Genomic DNA, 19557 nt, shown 5'->3' with positions numbered 1-19557 from the left:
GCCGACTAAAAGGAGGTAAGCCCCACATTTACATGGCGGAAATCACTCAAATAACAGATTTAACGGAAAAGAAAAAGACGATTGGCTCGTTTTTTATATTGTTTTCTTACATTTGTTTTTACCTAGATAATAGAGTCGTTGTGCTAAAAAACGAAGCTTAAAAAGAAATACTTACTATGGGAAACAAATTGAATGATCCTATCGCAAGATTAATGGGATTGCGTTACAAGTCTCATCCTTGGCATGGAATTGATGTTGGAGACAATGCGCCGAATTCGGTAATGGCTTTTATTGAGATGGTTCCGACTGACACCGTTAAATATGAAGTAGACAAAACGAGTGGTTATTTGAAGATTGATCGTCCTCAGAAATATTCGAATGTTGTTCCTGCTTTGTACGGATTTTTACCTCAAACTTATTGTGGGAAATCTGTTGGTGAATATTGTAGTGAAAAATCGGGCAAGGAAAATGTTCAGGGTGATTCGGATCCTTTGGATATTTGTATTTTGACTGAGAAAGTGATATCGCACGGTGATATTATTGCAGAGGTTCGTCCGATTGGTGGTTTTCGAATGATTGACGGAAAAGAGGCAGATGATAAGATTATTGCTGTTTTGATGAATGATGCTACTTATGGTGCTTATACTGATATTTCGGATTGTTCGGATGTGGTTGTAGGCCGTTTGAAACATTATTTTTTGACTTATAAGGATATGCCGGGTTTGGAAAGCGAAGCCGAGATTACACATATTTATGGTGTTGAAGAAGCTCACGAAGTAATTGTTCGGTCGATGAACGATTACAAAACCAAATTTGAGAATCTGGAAGATATTCTAAGACACGTTTAAATCAATTGGTAATTATGAAACGATAAATGGCGATGGTTCGAAAGGGCTGTCGCTTTTTTTGTTCTGTTTATGGTGAAAATAATAATGAGGCAGTTGATATTTATCTTGACTCTCTGTGTTTTGTGAGTGTTTAAAAAAGGAACCACAGGCTTATCTTTTAAATCTAAAGTTGTAATAGGAATTTCTGTGGAACTCCGTGAACTTTGTGGTATAGAATTGGAAATTACTTTTTTTGAGCTAACAAATTGTGGTTAGATTGAGTGTGAAATATTAATTGAAACTTACTTAAATATTATATTTTGGTCTAAATAAGAATCTATTTGTTTAAAAACTTGCACAATTGGCAGATATGTCCGAGATTAAAAAGATTGATTTTTTAATGAATAAAGGAGAGCTAAGAATGAAAATATTGTGTGAAACAGAAAGATTGTATCTACGGGAAATACTGCCAAGCGATGCCGAAAGCATGTTCGAGATGGATTCGGATGCTGAGGTGTATAAATTTTTAGGTCGAAAACCCATTCGGAATATTAACGAGAGTAAAAAGATGATTGAATCGATTCGGGATCAGTATGAGCGGGTTGGTATTGGACGTTGGGCAATTGTTGAAAAGGAATCGGGGAATTTTATTGGCTGGACTGGTTTTAAATTTGAAAAGGAAAACCAGAACGGGCACAGTGATTTTTACAATCTGAAATTTAGATTGCTGCGCAAGTATTGGGGCAAAGGATACATTACTGAAGCAACAAAGGCTGCTATTCATTATGCTTTTACCGAGCTTAAAATTCCCGAAATTTACAGCATGACTTTACTTCGCAATCTGAAATCGCAACGGGTGTTGGACAAGCTTGGCTTTCAGTTGGAAGATAAATTTAAGTTTCAGGGGGATGATATTACCTGGTATAAACGGACAAATAAATAGTGATTACCAAATACAGGGGGCAGCTGATGAATTCGCATCATCTGAAAATTAATGCTTTGCCTCTGGCTTTAGCAGAGGATTTTTTTAATCCCTTTAGGGGTTTGGGGTGTTTTTTGGTAATTGGTTTTTCAGAAAAAGGACACGCCATGGCATGTCCCTACGGTTTTCGTGAACAGATTATTAGATCTATTCGTAACGTAAACTCTCCACCGGATTTCTTGTAGCTGCCCGCCACGACTGAAACGAAACGGTAAGCAGCGCAATTCCCATGGCAATGAGTCCTGCCAAGGCAAAAATCCACCAGCTGAGTTCTGTTTTGTAGGCAAAGTTCTCGAGCCATTTGTGCATGGCATACCAGGCAATTGGGCAGGCCAACACAAAGGCGATGGTTACCCATTTTGCAAATCCTTTGTTTAGCATTGTAATTACTTCAAAAGTTTTAGCTCCGTTTACCTTGCGGATGCCTATTTCTTTGGTGCGTTGTTCGGAGGTAAAATAGGAGAGAGCACTAATTCCGAGGATTCCGATGATGATGCCAAGAATTGAGAAACTCATCAATATCCGTCTCAGGATGTTCTCCGATTTGTATTGCTGCGCAATTTTATCATCCATAAAGAAGTAATCCATTTTTTGGTTGGGGTAATGTTTTTGCCATTCTTCCTGAATGCTGGTCATGGCACTTCTTGTATTCCCCGGGGATATTCGAACATGCATAAACCTTGCTCTGCTTCGGGATTCATCGATGAGGAAAACGTAGTCGCCAATTTGATCGTGTGCAGAACTGTAATTAAAATCTTTTACAACGCCAATGATATCAACTCTTCTCTGATCTGCTTCCAATGGTATTCCTGATCGAAATGAATTCAGTTCCTCAAGAGTTTTGTGTTTTTCCATCAATCTTTTAAACAAATGTTCGTTGATAACCATTCCTTCAATGGTATCCAATGAAGTGTTGATGTAGTTGTGAACAAATGGAATGTTCATGGTTTTTAAGAAATCATAATTAGCCATCGACATTTCTGCAGTGCCATCAATCCCAAATCCATCAAGCGATATGGTTTGTGTGGGATATCCAAAATGCTGCAGCGTAAAACCAACTGATTCGATGGGTGATTTTTTCCGTAACTCATTGGCAAACACATTGGGATCTTTCGAAAAATCTTTCATGTTGAGGACAACAATATTTTCTTTTGTAAAGCCAAGAGGTTTATTCAGCAGGTATGAGATTTGTTTGTTGACCAAAATTGCAGATGAAATGAGCACAATTACAATCAGGATTTGAAAGATCATTAATGGTTGTAAAATACGCCTGCCGGTTAAAGATGTATGACCTTTAATGATATCGCTGGTTGAATTGTTTTTTAGAATAAAAAAGCGCACAAAAAGGATGCTTAGAATTCCACTAAACAGCAGAACGGCCACTGCTGCCAGATAAATGATTGGTTCAGAATAAAAAACGCAGAATTGAATATCATAGAAGTTGTTAATGTAAGGTGTTAGTACCTCAATTAAAATTAGAGCGATAATGATTGACAACGAACAAAGCAGAATTACTTCAATAAGAACTTGTGTCAATAAATGTTTTCGGTGAGCTCCGATTGATGATTTTAATCCAAATTCTTTTGATCTTTTGAAGAGGTTAACCGTGATTAAACTAACAAAGTTGATTAAGGAAACCAGTAAAATAATAATGGCTACTACTGCGAATAAATTGATATTTATTTTTGTATTGCTCTCTTTCAATTCAAATCTGAAATTGGATTTTAAGTGAATATCGGAAAGTTTTGTAAGGCTGAATTTGTAATCTTTTGGTCCCCGGGTTTGTCTAAAGCTTGAAGTATTGAATGCATTGAGGAGTTTTTCTTCAACAATGGAAGGAGCAACTCCTTTTTTCAATTTTAGATAGTTGTAAACCCATTGAGTTTTTCTTTCAGACAAAGAGGTATAGGCTGCATCGAGCGAACCTTTTTGGGAAAGCAGGATTTCGCAATTAAAATGAGTTTTGATGGGGGTGTTTTTAACGATACCAACAATTTCATATTTTCCAAGATCTCTTCTGTATTGCAAGCCCTCAACATCAATGTATTCGCCAATTGGGTTTCTGTCTTTAAAATGTTTTTGAGCAAATCGTTCTGATATAAAAGCAACATTGGGTTTTGTAATTTCAGACAAATTGCCAACCAAACTTTCAATACCAAATAGGTTCATAAAATTGGTATCGACCGATAAAATGTCTTTTTGCGATACGCTTTGTTCGTGTATTTTAATGGTTCCCGACTGGCAATGTGAAAATTGTGCTGCGTCTTCTACCTCCGGAAAATTGGCAGAGGCTTCCTTGATGAATCCTAAACTTCTGGCCCAAGGATCATCTACATGCGAAGGAGTTGATGCGACTCTGTAGATATCCTGATAATCCGTGATATGCCTGTCGTAGCCTTGTTCGTTTTGCACATGAATGAACAAGACAAAAAAGGATGCAATTCCAATACTGAGACCCAGTATATTGGTTACTGAAAAAGCTCTGTTTTTAAGCAGACGTAAAACCGATAATTTTAAATGATACCAAAGCATGTTGTTTGTTTTAGGTTTATTCGTAACGCAAACTCTCTAACGGATTTCTTGTTGCCACTCTCCACGATTGAATAGAAACGGTAAGCAACGCAATTCCCATGGCAATTAATCCTGCTACGGCAAAAATCCACCAGCTGAGCTCTGTTTTGTAAGCGAAGTTTTCGAGCCATTGGTTCATCGTATACCAGGCAATCGGGCAGGCCAACACAAAGGCGATGGCTACCCATTTTGCAAAACCTTTGTTAAGCATTGCAATAATTTCGTAGGTTTTGGCTCCGTTTACTTTGCGGACACCTATTTCTTTGGTTTTTCTTGATATGGTGTTGAGTACCATTCCCAATAATCCCATTACAGAAAGAACAATTGCAAGCAGTGAGAAGGCACTGATTAGTTTTGCCTGTTGTTGTTCTGTTTGGTAGAATTCGGTAATCTGATCGGCAAGAGAATAGACTTTTACTATTTTATCAGGAGAAATTTCTTTGAATAAATTTTGAACAGACTCTGTAATTGCCTCATCATTTTCCCCATTTGTTTTTATGGCAAACAAACTCATTTTTTTAGGGTCTTGCTGAAGAATAACCAAGGGTTGAATCATCCTTCGTAACGAATGAGCATTAAAATCTTTAACAATTCCTTTTACATAGCATCCATTAAACATCTCACCAGCTTTCAGATTATATTGTTTGGCTGCTGATTCGTTAAAAATCATTTCTGTTTGATCGGTGCGGAAGTCTCCAAAACTTTCTCCTTCTATAATTTTAAGCTCCAGAAGTTCTGCCATTCCCTTACCCATAATTAGTCCATCGAATTGAATTCTTTCATTTTCGTATTGCAAATTAACCGGCAGAAAGTAATTGAAAGGCGGAATAAAAGAAGATCCGGCGGAATACTTAACCCCAGGAATTTTTTCCACTTCCGTTTGGATAACATTAAACTGATTTCTTAATTCTGTTGAATTTAACTCACAGATAATAATGTTTTTGGGATTGATGTTTTGGGAACTGGTTTGAGCATAATGGAGTTGCTTTTTGACTGTTAGAACACCAACAATCAATACTATAAATATGGCAAAATGCAAACTCAGAAAGGAGTTGTTCCATGATTTTACTTTTGGTGTTTGCGAAACTTTACCCAAAAGCAAAAGAACAGTTGAAACTCTGGAAACATGTATACCGATTACTAATCCGGCAACGGAACCGGTAAGCAAAACAATGAGAATCAATAAGGACCATACCTGCCACATCGAGAACAATTCAATACTCAGGTTGCGATCCAAAGTTGCGTTCAGAAATGGAATGCCAACAATCAGGATGAAAAAAGCAGGAACAAGGCTGATGAAAGAAATTAAATTTGATTCGAGTACGATTTGTTTTTTGATGGCAACACCTGAGGCTCCCAATGCTTTCTGGGTTCCCAACTCTTTTAAACGGGAGGTGATTTTTGCCTTGGTTAAAAAAATGTAATTGACAATTGCGATGAGTAAAATGAATAAAGCAATGGCTAAAAAATAAATTAACTGTTTTGCATTTCCCGATGGTGTAAATGTATCTCCCGTAACATCATTTGACTTTAAATAGATATCGGTAATTGTCTGCAAACTAAAATCCATTGTTTTCCGTTTTTCATGATTTGTTCGTGTTTTATAGTTTTGGATATTGTGAACAATTACCTCTGGATTTGCCTTCGGATTTAGGAGCAAATAACTATGAAACGGAAAGTGATTCCAGTCTTTAAACTCTTCGTTTTCCTGTCCGTAATGACCGAACATTTCTTGGTTGTGACTGAGTACCTCTTGTGTTAAATCAATGTGGGCAATGAAATTGGCATTGAAAGTAGAATTGGTGGGAAAATTTTTGTAAACGCCTGTAATCCGTAAAGATATAAATTGATTATTCAGCTTGATTTTAAGAAGTTGATTGCAGACGTTGAGGCTGTTAAAGTACTTTTGGGCAGTAGTTTCAGAAAGACAGACTTCCGATTTTGATTGGGCAGGTTTTCCCTGTATAAACCCGATACCAAGACAATCAAAAATGCTGGCATCTGCAAAAGCAAACCGATGATCCTGCACAATTTCGTTGCGGGAATCTTTTAGTTCAACATCGGCGGTTTGATAATATCTGAAATAATTATCAACCAAAGGGATTTCATCTTTACTTGTGCTTGCCAATGGGAATGAAGTGCGACAATCGTTGCCTTGCAATACTCTATATATTAATTGCTTGTTCGGTATGGAGCCATTGAATGAATTTTCGTGGATGTAAAGCAGCATCAAAAGAAAAACACAGCCTACACCTATTCCCAATCCTAAAATACTGATTATGGATTGTGTCTTCTTCTTGAAGATATTACGGATTGCTAATGTCAGGTTTAGTGGAAGATTCATATTTGTTTTTATATAGTTTCGTTACTCTTGTTATTGTATTTCACTTGTAAGCAGGTATCTACTTAATTTCGTTTATTCGTACCTCAAACTCTCTACCGGATTTCTTGTAGCTGCCCGCCACGATTGAAAAGAAACGGTAAGCAGCGCAATTCCCATGGCAATGAGTCCGGCCAAAGCAAAAATCCACCAGCTAAGTTCCGTTTTGTAAGCAAAGTTTTCGAGCCATTTGTTCATGGCATACCAGGCAATGGGGCAAGCTATTACAAAGGCGATGATTACCCATTTAAGGAAATCTTTGTTTAGCATAGCAATAACTTCGTAGGTTTTGGCGCCGTTTACTTTGCGGATTCCTATTTCTTTGATTCGTCGTGTTAAAATAAAGGATGCCATACCAAACAGTCCCATGCAGGCAAGTATAATTGCCAGTGCTGAAAAATATCCCAGAAGTTGAAACGTTTTTTTGTCTTTTTGATAGAGTTGATCCAGGCTTGCATCTAAAAAATGAAAATCAAATACCTGATCGGGATAAATTTTCTCGCATATTTGCGTTATCGACTGAATGTGGTTTGTGGCGGAGGAAGGTTTTATCTTAATCATAAGCTCTGAGCACTCATCCGGCTTAATAACGAAAACTATTGGTTTAATTCTGTCATAGAGTGATTCGAAATTAATGTCATCGATAACACCCACAATCGTCCTTTTGGATTGTGGCCAATTGCACTGAAGCGACAGTCCGATCGGATCACCATTTATCCCTATTTTTTTTACGGCAGCTTCGTTTAAAATGACTGCCTCGGTTTTATCCGTTTTAAACTGATTCGAAAATAATCGACCTTGTGCTGCATTTATGCCAAGTGTTTCAAAGTAATCGAAGTTGACATGAACATATGCAATTGCAGTCGCTTCATTTTTGGATCTACCCTCCAGCAAAACCCCGCCTTCATTATTGAGCGAGCCTGAAGGAACCCGACTCGCTGAAGAAACAGAACTCACAAAACTCTGATTGAGTAGTGTTTCCTTAAGCGTATTGTATTTTTCCTCATCACCAAAGTCAACTACAGATAAAAGGACAGATTCCTTATTGAATCCCAATTCCTTTTGTTGAAGTAAATTGATTTGCCGGGACATGATAATTGCACAAGCTATTAGAGCAATTACAATGGTAAATTGTGTACCTACAAGAATTGTTTTGAATTGAAATTTAGAACGGCCACTACTTTTTGATGCCTTTAATATTTTTATCGGATTAAAAGATGAAAGAATGAAGGCGGGATACCATCCAGCTAAAATTATTACAATCAACATGATTCCAAGAATGCCGAAGCTTATATTGACATCGAATAGTATTGAAAAAAACAGTTCTTTTTCAGAAAGGGAATTAAAAATTGGTAAACTAATCTTAACAACTGCCAGTGCCAGAATTAATGATATCATGAACACCACTATTGATTCACTAATAAATTGCATTGCCAATTGATTTCTGGAAGCACCAAAAGTTTTTCTGATGCCAATTTCGGTTACGCGTGTTGTGGCATTCGCTGTTAGTAAGTTGATATAATTGAAACAGGCAATCAATAATATTAAAAGACCGATAGTCGAAAAAATCAAGATATAAGTGATGCTGTTTTGTGGTTGAATATCACCCAAAAAATGAGAAGAATAAAGGTGTATATCTTTTAACGGCTGTATCGTGTATTTTGCCAGTGGGCTATCAGGATCTGTGTTTTGAGCCTTTCTAAGTATCTGACCGATTTTTGCTTCTACGTCGGGTTTTGAAAATTCATCCTGCATCTCAAAATAGACCAGAAAATTTTGCCAGCCCCAACTATTCATAGATTCAACACCATAAACAGTGTTGGCATCGGCCAGTGTTGCAAAAATTTCGTATCGAAAATGGGAATTGTGAGGTATATCAGCTATCACCCCTGTAATTGTATAATCAGTTTTATTATTTACCCTGAATGTTTGGCCAATGGGATTTGCATTGCCAAAATATTTTTGTGCTATTTTTTCGGAGATCACAATTGTAGCGGGCCGATCTAGTGCTGTATATGGGTTTCCCTTTAAGAATTTAAAGGAGAAAATCTGAAATAATGCAGGATCAACATAGGCAACTTTGTTTTCTTTAAACCGGAGTTCTTTATACTGAATAATCTCATATGGACGGGATAAGATTCGGGCATGAGATTTTATTTCAGGGAGATTATCATCGAGATACTTTGCTGTTTGAGGCGATTGGTAAGGATGTTGCTCCTGGCACAATCTGTAGATATGATCTGCCTTATCATGATAACGATCGAAGCTCAATTCATCCAAAACATAGATTAAAAGCAAAACACTAACAGCAAGGCCTATAGTAAGGCTTACGATGCTGATTAAAGAATAAGCTTTACTTTTAACAAGGTTTGCAAAGGCGATCTTAAAATAATTCTTTATCATGATTTTAAGTTTTTATAATGATATTACCTTCAGTCTTTCCATTGATTTATTACTAATTGTTTTACTCGTACCTCAAACTCTCTACCGGATTTCTTGTAGCTGCCCGCCACGATTGAAAAGAAACGGTAAGCAGTGCAATTCCCATGGCAATCAATCCTGCCAAGGCAAAAATCCACCAGCTAAGTTCTGTTTTGTAGGCAAAGTTTTCGAGCCATTTGTGCATGGCATACCAGGCAATGGGGCAGGCTATAACAAAGGCGATTAATGTCCATTTTAATATATCCAGATTTAGCATACTCATTATCTCGATAGTTTTGGCACCATTTACTTTTCGGATTCCTATTTCTTTGGTTCGGTTTTCAATTACAAAAAAACTTAATCCTATCAGTCCTAAACAGGATAGAAAGAGAGAAATTAGAGCGGCATAGCTGACGATTTTTTGAAACTGCTTTTCTTTTCTATAAAGCTGTTCCCAGGAATCATCAAGAAAATGATATTCAAAAGGGAAATTCGGTGAAAATTCGTTCCATTTTTTTTTAATTGAGTGAATGGTTTGTTCCAATATCTCCGGAGTATTGGCTGTTGTCTTCAGGTAAATAACTTCATCGCTTTTTCCTGAGCAGGTAAATACAGCTTCGCGAATGGGGGAATGCATCGATTCAAAGTTAAAATCTTCCACCTCACCAATTATGGTTCCGGAAGAGGGGTCTTTACCAAAGAGCATTCGGGCATCAGAAAGTTCTTTGATGTCGAAATTGTGAATAGCCGTTTCGTTGAGAATAAAGTCCCACTTTGCTTTTGAGTGTTCTGTAAAACTTTTGCCCTGTTTTAATTGAATGGTAAAGAAATTGAAAAAATTAGAGCTAACTCTAAACTTGGCAAAACTGATTGTTTCTTCCTTTCCTCTATTTATAAAGGATAAACCCCAATTTTCAGAAATTTTTAAGATTGGTTCGCTCGAAAAGGTAAGATCATCTATTCCCGGTGTTTGCAGTAGTTGGTTTGTAAAAGCCTGAATGTTGTTTTCCAGATCAGTGTTGGTACTTGCGTAGAGAATATGTTCCTTTTCAAATCCAGGATTGTTGTTGAATAGAAGTTTGTTCTGGTGGTTGATTACAAGTAAACAAGTAATTAATATGATTGAAATAAAAAACTGGAACACCAGCAAGCCATTTCTTAAGCTATTTTTTTGTTTTTTATCAACATGCCTGTTAATAAGAGCACTTGTGGTTTGCCTGCTAAAAATCAATCCGGGAAACAAACCTGTTATTGCCAGTGTAAATAGCATGATGAAAACTAACATACATAGATTCCAACCGGTAAATATTTCGATTAAGGAAAAAGCAGAATGAGTTAACTGGTTAAATCCGCTTAATAGAATCATTACGAAGTTGATTACCAGCACTAAAACAATAAGAAGAGTTATTGCCGATTCGTATGTAAACAGAGCTAAGATATGTCGTTTGTTACTGCCCATGGTTTTAATAATAGCAACATTCTTATATCTTTTTCCGCGCTGGGCAGTTACCAAATTAATGTAATTAACACAGGCAAGAAATAGAATTAGAAAACCAATGATTTGGATGATCGCCAGGGTAAATTTATTTCCATGCTTTAACTTGCTGTGTTTTGGAAAGTTAAAATAGAGTTGAGAAAATGGAAATATGGAAAATTGAATGAGATTCTTGTATTCGTCAGGTATATTTTCTTGGGACATATTCATGATCTTCTCCTGCAGAAGCTCTGGATCGATATTTTCCTTGGTCTTGAGAAAGGAGATAAAATTTTGATTCCCCCATCCCTGATTTCGATACCCATCAATTTTATAATTGGTTAGTGTTGAAAGAACAGCCTCAAAATCCCATGACGAATTATGAGGTAAATCTTCGATAACAGCTGTTACTTCTACTAATTCATTCTGTAAATGAGTGGTATTGTATAGTAAACTTTTTCCAATAGGGTTTGTATCACCAAAAATCTTTTTTGCCAGCGATTTTGTCAATACCAATTGATTTGATTTGTTCAAAGAATTAGATGGATTTCCATAAACTGATGCCAGCTGAAAAACCTTAAAAAAAGAAGAATCGGCTATCAAAAGTCTTTTAATCTTAAAACTGACATCATTATTTTTCACGAATACCTGAGGAGCCTGCTCGTAATGACAGTTTGTTATGGATTCGATCTCTGGTATTTCTTTTTTTACCAATTGACTCATTTGTTTTGCTACTCCTGGCTGATCATTTCGAAGCAGGGTAAATACCTGTTCGTACTGACGAAGAAAATGATCAGTTGATAATTCTTTTTGTGCAAAAGAGAATATTAACAATCCTATGGTTATTCCTACTGAAAGTCCCAAAATATTAATAAGCAAAACTACTTTGTTACTTAAAAGGTTTCTAATAGCAAGTTTAAGATTGTATAGAAGCATGATTTATATTCTTAAGAATGTTTTTATAGTAAATTATGGGCTAAACACAGATTAACTTGGAATCAAATTCATTACTCATACCTCAAACTCTCCACCGGATTCCTTGTAGCGGCTCTCCACGATTGAAACGAAACCGTAAGCAATGCAATTCCCAAGGCAATGAGTCCTGCCAAGGCAAAAATCCACCAGCTAAGTTCTGTTTTGTAGGCAAAGTTTTGCAGCCATTTGTTCATAGCATACCAGGCAATGGGGCATGCTATAACAAAGGCGATGGCTATCCATTTTAATATATCTTTATTAAGCAGGTGTATGATCTCAAAAGATTTGGCTCCATTCACCTTTCTAATGCTTATTTCTCTTTTTCTTGCTTGTATAATTGAAATAGAGATTGCAATTAGGCCGATACAAGCAATTAGGATTGCCAGTAAGGACAAAGCACTGAGGAAATTCCGCTGGTTGATGTATTGTTGATATCGTTGTAAATACAAATCATCAATGAATTGATAGCTTAGTGCATAATCAGGAAATAATTCTTGCCATGTATCTTGAATGCCACTTAAAGCACTTTGAAGGGCTTCTGGGGTAAAGCGTATGCTTATGCACGAATTAACCATGTTTTGATAATGAATTGCCAATGGTTTTTCCTTTTCATTCATGCTGGTTAAATGCAGATCATCACAAATTCCAACGATTTGTCCTTTGGGTAAAAGTTTCTTGTAAAAAAAGTTGAACTCAAATGATCTGTTTAGGAAATCTTCGGCTTGTAGTTTTGGATCAATGTATTGTAATGCTGTTTTATTAAGAATATATTGTTTGCTTACAGTATCTGAAGTGAAGTTGTTTCCAGCCAATATTTGTACATGATAAAAATCAAGGAAATTGTGATCACATGTAAATACATTTAACGGATTACTGGAGAATTCTTCTTGGGTAACACCTTCCAGATGATAGGGAAAAGCATCCATTATTTCACCACTGGGTTCCTCCATTGAAGCAGTAACGTTTTCAATTCCTGAGATTTTTAATAATTTATTTTTAAAGAGATCATATTTAGAAGTTAGAGAGGGCGATATATCGGTAATGTTGATAATATTTTTGTTCGTTCCTCCCAGTCGGTTTTCCATTAACAGATTAATTTGACTTTGAATAACGAAAGTGGTAATTAATAAGCCGACTACAATTGCAAATTGAAGAGATAGTAACACTCCTCTTGTTTTTTTTCCAGATTTGGCTTGTAAACTTAGAGAAGTCTTATTGAGTAAATTAGATTTTAATTTGTGCTTTAGTAATGGTAAGGTTCCTATTAAAGAACCACATACAATAAGAAAAAAGATTATTTGTAAGAAGTGCTTGAGAGTAGACTTTGTAATAATAAAATCTGGTAAGTAAAATAATTGTTGAAAACCCGAATAAGCAATTCGAGCCAAGCCAATTCCTAAAACAACCGAAACCCCAACAATTAGTAAGTTTTGCCACAAAGCAACCATTGCAATGTGCTGCAATTTTCCACCCAATAAATGGTTTATTAATATGTTTCTAGATCGTTCTTTTGTAGAAACGATATTAATATTTGTGAAATTTAATAAAGCAACAAGAAAGATAAGAATGGTCAATAGTATTAAGAAATGAATGTTTTTTATATCTCCATTGATTTCAATTTCTCTGTCCTTGTTACTATGAAGATGAATATCATGAATAGCTTGCAGATGAAGAATGTTGGAGGTTATATCTTTTTCACTAAAATGTTTTTTCTTAAATTGATTAAACTGTTTACTCACCCTTTTAATACTCTCAGCTTTGTCTAAGAGTAAATAGGTATAATTCCATGCTGAATAATCAGCTTGATTTTCGAGAGAGATTAGAATTTCAGGATGAAAATGAGATTGTGCGGGAACATCTTTTAGGATTCCAACAATAGTATAATTATGAAATTTTGGATCGTGTAGATGCTCCAAAGAAATTTGCTTGCCTATCGGATTTTCTGGGCCAAAGAATTTGTTTCGAAGTGATTCTGAAATAACAGCCTGACCTTTAGAATTTAATATTTTATTGGGATTTCCCAACAACAATGTGCCATTGAAAACTTTGAAATAATTCCAATCGGTGGCATAAGCTCCTTTGCTGTAAAATTTGTTTTCACCGATTTTTACAGCACACTGTTTAAATGGAGAAAGACGAGCCATATATTCTACCTCCGGAAAATCATCAGCCAAGTATTGAATAACAGGATTTTTTACTCGTGCAAAATGATTGTTGTAATCTTTTTTTTGATATTCTATTGTGAAACGGACAACTCTATCACTATTAGAAAAATATTGATCAAAGCCAGTCTCAAATTGAATGTAATAAAGAATTAAAAAAACGGAAGCAAGCGAAACGGACAAGCCAATAATATTTGTGATACTATAGGTTTTCTGTCTAAGAATGTTTCTTATTGCGTATTTAAAATTGTACCAAAGCATATTGTCATTTTAGATTTATTCATACCTCAAACTCTCCACCGGATTCCTTGTAGCGGCTCTCCACGATTGAAACGAAACCGTAAGCAATGCAATTCCCAAGGCAATGAGTCCTGCCAAGGCAAAAATCCACCAGCTAAGTTCTGTTTTGTAGGCAAAGTTTTGCAGCCATTTGTTCATAGCATACCAGGCAATGGGGCAGGCTATTACAAAGGCAATGGCTATCCATTTAGAAAATCCTCGGTTTAGCATGCTTATGATTTCGTAGGTTTTGGCTCCGTTCACTTTACGAACACCGATTTCTTTTGTGCGTTGTTCTGAAGAGAAAATTGCGAGTCCTAAAATTCCAAAACAAGAAATAGCAATAGCCAATAGAGCAAATAGCCCAATCGTTTTGGCAAAACGTTCTTCTTTCTCATACATCTGATCAAACCAATCATCGAAGAATTGATATTTAAGAGGGTAGGCCGGCATTATTTCTTCCCATTTTTCTTTTATTGTTTTCATTGCAGAGGGAAGACTATTTGCTGCAATCCTTATGTTTAGATGATAATAATTATTATTCTCAGCAAATATAAGACAGAGTGGTGCTATTTTATTGTGCGAAGATCTGTATTGAAAATCATTCACAACGGCTATAATCTCTAAACCATCGTCTCGGTAATTATCATATTTTTTATTTTCTAAATTGTTAAAATCAAAGTAATTATAGAATGATTCATTAACCATACAGACTTTTCCGTAATCTCCGGATTCTAAATTTCGACCTTTTACAATCTGAAGTTGAAAAGTGGAAATAAAAGCTGTGTCAACAATTAAACAAGGAATAGCAAGATCTTTATTCTCGATCCCAGATCCCATTTGAAAATTTATTTTGCCGGGTACACCATTGGTTAGAGATATATTTTGAAAAAACGGATAATTTCTTAGTTCATTTACTAATGATTGAGTTTTTGATTTTTCTTCCTTTGGAAGATAGGGGATTGAAAGGCAGATCAGATGTTCTTCTGAGAATCCGGGATTTTTGTTTTTGACAAATGAAATTTGTTTTTGCACAACCAATAAGGAGATAATCAAGATGATTGAAACCGTAAACTGAAAAATGATAAGTGCATTACGAAAGTAGGATTGAGTTTTACCTTGACGGGCAGTTTTTTTTATGATATCGTTTGGATTCGATCTGGATAAAACAAGAGCTGGTGCTATACCACTAATGCAACCAACAATTAAGATGCACATAAGCAAGCATAACAGTACAGAGGTGTCGAGCAATTTGTCAATATAAATGGGAGAACCAAATACCGAAGTATATAAAGGAGATAAGGCATAAACCAAAACAATAGATAAAATGAAAGCAATTGCAGATACGATTACCGATTCAATAATAAAATGAACAAATAAATCGGAAGTGGATGCTCCAAAACTTTTCTTGATACCTGTAGTTTTATTTCGCTTATTTTGTTGAGCCAGTGTTAGGTTGATGTAATTAACCACGGCAAGGATTAAAATAATGAAGGCAATTGCTGCAAGTAATTTTAGAAGTTCCGGGTTTCCTCTTTTTGAGTGACTCCCAATAGTGGAGTCATTTAAATACATGTTTTTAATAGGAAGAAACCCAATTTTATCAATATATGGTTGTAATGAACCAAGTTTAGAATTTATTTTTTCACTTAGAACATGATGATCTATGTCTGCACCAATAAGAGCATATATTCTAAATTCCCAGCGATGAGTACTTTTATCTGAGAATTTCTCGCAACTAAATGAGAATTTAAAATCATCATTTTCAGCATTTAATAATAAATCTGCAGATATACTGGAATTGGATGGAAAATCCTTAATAACTCCTGTTATGGTTAGAAGATTTGTTCTTTCAAATAAAATTTCCTTTCCAATTGGATTTTCTGTACCAAATAATTGTTTGGACATACTTTCTGTAAGAATTGCCGAATTGATATTTTCAAATGGTTTTGATGGATTTCCATATAGAAAAGAAGTCGAAAACAATTTAAAAAATTGATCGTCAACGGACATGATATCTGAAATGCTGAATGCTTTGTTGCCAATATTGATATTTGTTGGATTCGTTTCTCGTTGTACCAAACATGCATTTTCAAATTCAGGATAGTTTTCCAATAATATATCTTTTGCTCGATAATCTATATTGCTGGAGTTTTTATTCGAATCAATAATTCGAACAATACGATCAGCATTTTGAGGATAACTATCGTAGGAATACTCTTGAAGTAAAAATAAGGAGATAGCCAAACAGACAGATATTGCAAAAGCAAATCCAGTTATATTAATCAAAGTGAATTTTCTATCTGAGAAAAGACTCTTTAAAGCTGATTTTATGTCGTATGCTATCATGGGATGTGTTTTTACTGTTGGTGTTTTCTTTTTGCTGCTTCAGGAGTTTTTTGGAACGATTATTTACTCATACCTCAAACTCTCCACCGGATTCCTTGTAGCGGCCCGCCACGATTGAAACGAAACCGTAAGCAATGCAATTCCCAAAGCAATGAGTCCTGCCAAGGCAAAAATCCACCAACTAAGTTCTGTTTTGTAGGCAAAGTTTTCGAGCCATTTGTGCATGGCATACCAGGCTATTGGGCAGGCAAATACAAAGGCGATGACTACCCATTTCAGGAAATCTTTGTTTAGCATAGCCAATATTTCTTTGGTTTTGGCTCCGTTCACTTTGCGGATACCGATTTCTTTCCTTTTTTGCTGAACGTAGTACAGCGACATGGCAAACAATCCCATAACCGAAATAATTACGGTAAGTAGAGTAAAGTACATTACAATTTTTCCGGTTTTGTCTTCTTTTTCGTACCAGTTGTGAACTGTTTCGTTAAAAAATTCCAATTGTAATGGCGTACCATCGGTAAAGTCGCTATGTGCTTTTTTAATTTTTTGAATGGTTTCGTAATTATTCTTACCGTTTAATTTTATTACATAGCTCCAGGCATACTGATCGGGTTTTAGAATATGAAAATAGGCGGGTCCTAACTTGCTTTTTAAATCCCTGAAATGGAAATTTTTGACGATTCCGTAAATGGGATATTCAGTACCATTTAGTTTGAAATTGCTCTCATTTTCGGGCAATTCCAATTCTTTTACCGCGGCTTCATTCAGCAGGCAAATGTTTTTAGAAAAGGCAATGCCCGTTTTTCTAATCGGAATGTTCAACAATTTAAAGAAGTTAGTATCCACAATAAAATGTTGAAAGCTTAGTTCTTTATCCTTATAATTAAAACAAGAGTTGTTTCCTCCGTCAAGAGGTGTTCCGGCACTTAAACAAACATCTTCAACTCCGGGGATTTTTTTCAGTATTTCCTCCAAAACACGCTGTTTCTCACGAGGTATTTCACTCTCAAAACAAAGCATATTTTCCTGTTCGAAACCCAATTGATGATTCCGAAGAAAATTAGTTTGTTTGCTGATAAAAAAAGCACAGGTGATTAAGCTAATAATAATGAGGTATTGAAAACTAACCATGATTCGGGAATAGATACTTTTCTCCTTCATTCTGATTTTGCCTTTCAATACATCAATGGGATCGAACCGGGCAATTTTAATGGCTGGTATTATTCCTGAGATAATGCCAATAACCCCCATAAATAAAAGAGCAATGCAAATGTTGATCCATGTAAATTCCGCAATAAAATTGAGTTTCGCGTTCAGCAAATAATTGAAAACAGGTACTACCTGAAAACACAAGATAATTGCCAGCAGCAAAGACAGGAAACTAAGGATAATTGATTCGGACAAACTTTGCAAAAACAAGTCTTTTTTCTTTCCGCCAATTAATTTTTTGATTGCAATTTCACGGCTGCGAAAAGACGATTGAGCAACTGTAAGATTCACGTAGTTGATAATGGAAAGCACCAATATCAGAAATACAATTCCCGATAATATCTGAAGAAAACCTTTGCTTTTATTTTTAGTGTCGTAGGACTTGGACGTGCTGAAGTACGAATCAACAATTGGCTCTAATTCAATAGATTTTACATATTCTCTTTTAAACATCCAATTCACTTCCTTGAATATTTTTAATATTTCGGGTGCTTTAGCCTGGATATTGGTATTGGGTTTCGTTAAAATATACAAGCCATAAGAATTACTGTCGTACGATTCCAAAAAATCACTGATCCCAAATAGTTTCCCCATTGTGGGGAAATTAACAAGCATATCAAATTTCTGAAAGTGCGTGTTGTCAGGTACATCTTCCATAATGCCGGTTACTTCAAAATCAAAATCATCGTTAATTGTAAGAGTCGTTCCTAATTCCGGAAGTTTACCAAACAGTTTATAAGCAAAAGACTTCGTTAAAACGACTGTGTTTTGCCTGATTAATGCAGTTTTATTATCGCCGTTAAGCATCTTGAATGAGAAAATGCTAAGAAAGGATGAATCCGCAAATAGTGCCAGGTTTTTCAATTTAGGAGTGCCGGGAGCTTTTACATAAACTCCTATATTTCGGGTTCTGGCAAAATTTTCTACTTCCGGAAATTTTTGCATTAGCAATGATCCGGATGGAGGTGCAAAACCAGATTCTTCCCCATGTGTCAAACGGAAAATCTTGTCTTTTTTCAAATGAAACTGATCGGCCGAATATTCATTTTTTATATAAATACTCAAAAGGAGAATAAACATGATAGATATGGCAAAACCCAGAATAGTGATCACACTATAAAGTTTATTTTTCCAAAGGTGCAGAGCAAAAGATTTCAAATGATTAGAGATCATGGTTTATGTATTTAACGGTTATCAACAATTAATAGGGAAGAATAGATTTACATTACCTCAGCAATCAAACTTTCTTCCATCACAACTTTTCCATCAAACAGATTGATGATTCGGTGGGCATAGCCGGCATCTTGAATGGAGTGGGTCACCATAATGATTGTTGTTCCTTCGCGGTTCAGTTCGGTAAGCAGTTCCATCACTTCCTGTCCGTTTTTTGAGTCCAGATTACCGGTTGGCTCATCGGCAAGTATTAATCCTGGGTTGGAAACCACCGCCCGGGCAATTGCCACACGTTGCTGCTGACCACCCGAAAGTTGCTGAGGATAGTGCTTTGCACGATGGCTCATGTTCATGCGTTCCAGCACTTTGTTTACCATCTCTTTTCTGGTTTTGCTGCTGATGCGCTGATAAACCAATGGCATTTCAACATTTTCGAATACATTCAACTCATCAATCAGGTTGAAACTTTGAAATACAAAACCAATGTTTCCTTTTCGCAGATCGGTGCGCTGACCTTCTTTCAAACCTGCAACTTCAGTGTTATCAAAAGTGTATTGTCCTTCCGAAGGATTATCGAGCAAACCCAGAATGTTCATCAGGGTAGATTTGCCGCAACCCGATGGACCCATAATGGCAACAAATTCGCCTTTGTTGATTTTCAGATTTACATTGTTAAGCGCCAAAGTCTCAATTTCATCAGTTCTAAATACCTTACTTAGGTTTACTGTGTTAATCATAGCTATTTAATTTTAGAA

At 35.9% G+C, this 19557-nt stretch carries 10 protein-coding genes; 2 read left to right on the top strand and 8 right to left on the bottom strand.

The genetic code is table 11. The annotated features are described in order from the left end of the window. Window positions 1-176 precede the first annotated feature (176 nt). Complete coding sequence (locus QUH73_RS05060) at window positions 177-848, top strand: inorganic pyrophosphatase (protein ID WP_289529375.1); 672 nt, start codon at window positions 177-179, stop codon at window positions 846-848. A gap of 349 nt (window positions 849-1197) precedes the next feature. Further along, on the top strand, window positions 1198-1770 hold the full coding sequence (locus tag QUH73_RS05055; RefSeq protein WP_289529374.1) for a GNAT family N-acetyltransferase: 573 nt from the start codon (window positions 1198-1200) through the stop codon (window positions 1768-1770). A 186-nt stretch (window positions 1771-1956) separates the two neighbouring features. On the opposite strand, the gene QUH73_RS05050 is transcribed toward QUH73_RS05055, so the two are convergent. The 8 genes from QUH73_RS05050 to QUH73_RS05015 all read right to left on the bottom strand — a co-directional run bounded on the left by QUH73_RS05050 (window position 1957) and on the right by QUH73_RS05015 (window position 19539). Then, window positions 1957-4341, bottom strand: a complete 2385-nt coding sequence (locus QUH73_RS05050; RefSeq protein ID WP_289529373.1) for an ABC transporter permease — start codon at window positions 4339-4341, stop codon at window positions 1957-1959. Between the two features lie 16 nt (window positions 4342-4357). Next, a complete protein-coding gene (locus QUH73_RS05045; RefSeq protein ID WP_289529372.1) occupies window positions 4358-6724 on the bottom strand; it encodes an ABC transporter permease in 2367 nt (788 codons plus the stop codon). Between the two features lie 72 nt (window positions 6725-6796). Next, window positions 6797-9163 carry an ABC transporter permease gene (locus QUH73_RS05040; protein WP_289529371.1) on the bottom strand — a complete coding sequence of 789 codons (2367 nt, stop codon included), beginning with the start codon at window positions 9161-9163 and terminating at the stop codon, window positions 6797-6799. A 61-nt stretch (window positions 9164-9224) separates the two neighbouring features. Continuing rightward, window positions 9225-11591: an ABC transporter permease gene (locus tag QUH73_RS05035; RefSeq protein WP_289529370.1), complete on the bottom strand. Its 2367-nt coding sequence runs from the start codon at window positions 11589-11591 to the stop codon at window positions 9225-9227. Window positions 11592-11662: 71 nt separating this feature from the next. Then, window positions 11663-14053, bottom strand: a complete 2391-nt coding sequence (locus tag QUH73_RS05030) for an ABC transporter permease (RefSeq protein WP_289529369.1) — start codon at window positions 14051-14053, stop codon at window positions 11663-11665. Window positions 14054-14068: 15 nt separating this feature from the next. Beyond that, entirely contained in the window at window positions 14069-16420 is a 2352-nt protein-coding gene (locus tag QUH73_RS05025) for an ABC transporter permease (RefSeq protein WP_289529368.1), read from the bottom strand. Between the two features lie 63 nt (window positions 16421-16483). Then, on the bottom strand, window positions 16484-18802 hold the full coding sequence (locus QUH73_RS05020; protein WP_289529367.1) for an ABC transporter permease: 2319 nt from the start codon (window positions 18800-18802) through the stop codon (window positions 16484-16486). Window positions 18803-18849: 47 nt separating this feature from the next. Then, window positions 18850-19539: an ABC transporter ATP-binding protein gene (locus tag QUH73_RS05015; protein WP_289529366.1), complete on the bottom strand. Its 690-nt coding sequence runs from the start codon at window positions 19537-19539 to the stop codon at window positions 18850-18852. Window positions 19540-19557: the final 18 nt, after the last annotated feature.

The organism is Labilibaculum sp. K2S (genome assembly GCF_030372765.1).
Lineage (GTDB): Bacteria > Bacteroidota > Bacteroidia > Bacteroidales > Marinifilaceae > Labilibaculum.
This window is presented reverse-complemented; position numbering and strand designations above follow the sequence as displayed.

Excerpts from the sequence above, each read along its gene's own strand:
- QUH73_RS05060 (WP_289529375.1), top strand. The coding sequence starts at position 177 with ATGGGAAACAAATTGAATGATCCTATCGCAAGATTAATGGGATTGCGT.
- QUH73_RS05045 (WP_289529372.1), bottom strand. The coding sequence starts at position 6,724 with ATGAATCTTCCACTAAACCTGACATTAGCAATCCGTAATATCTTCAAG.
- QUH73_RS05020 (WP_289529367.1), bottom strand. The coding sequence starts at position 18,802 with ATGATCTCTAATCATTTGAAATCTTTTGCTCTGCACCTTTGGAAAAAT.
- QUH73_RS05015 (WP_289529366.1), bottom strand. The coding sequence starts at position 19,539 with ATGATTAACACAGTAAACCTAAGTAAGGTATTTAGAACTGATGAAATT.
- QUH73_RS05030 (WP_289529369.1), bottom strand. The coding sequence starts at position 14,053 with ATGCTTTGGTACAATTTTAAATACGCAATAAGAAACATTCTTAGACAG.
- QUH73_RS05035 (WP_289529370.1), bottom strand. The coding sequence starts at position 11,591 with ATGCTTCTATACAATCTTAAACTTGCTATTAGAAACCTTTTAAGTAAC.
- QUH73_RS05050 (WP_289529373.1), bottom strand. The coding sequence starts at position 4,341 with ATGCTTTGGTATCATTTAAAATTATCGGTTTTACGTCTGCTTAAAAAC.
- QUH73_RS05040 (WP_289529371.1), bottom strand. The coding sequence starts at position 9,163 with ATGATAAAGAATTATTTTAAGATCGCCTTTGCAAACCTTGTTAAAAGT.
- QUH73_RS05025 (WP_289529368.1), bottom strand. The coding sequence starts at position 16,420 with ATGATAGCATACGACATAAAATCAGCTTTAAAGAGTCTTTTCTCAGAT.
- QUH73_RS05055 (WP_289529374.1), top strand. The coding sequence starts at position 1,198 with ATGTCCGAGATTAAAAAGATTGATTTTTTAATGAATAAAGGAGAGCTA.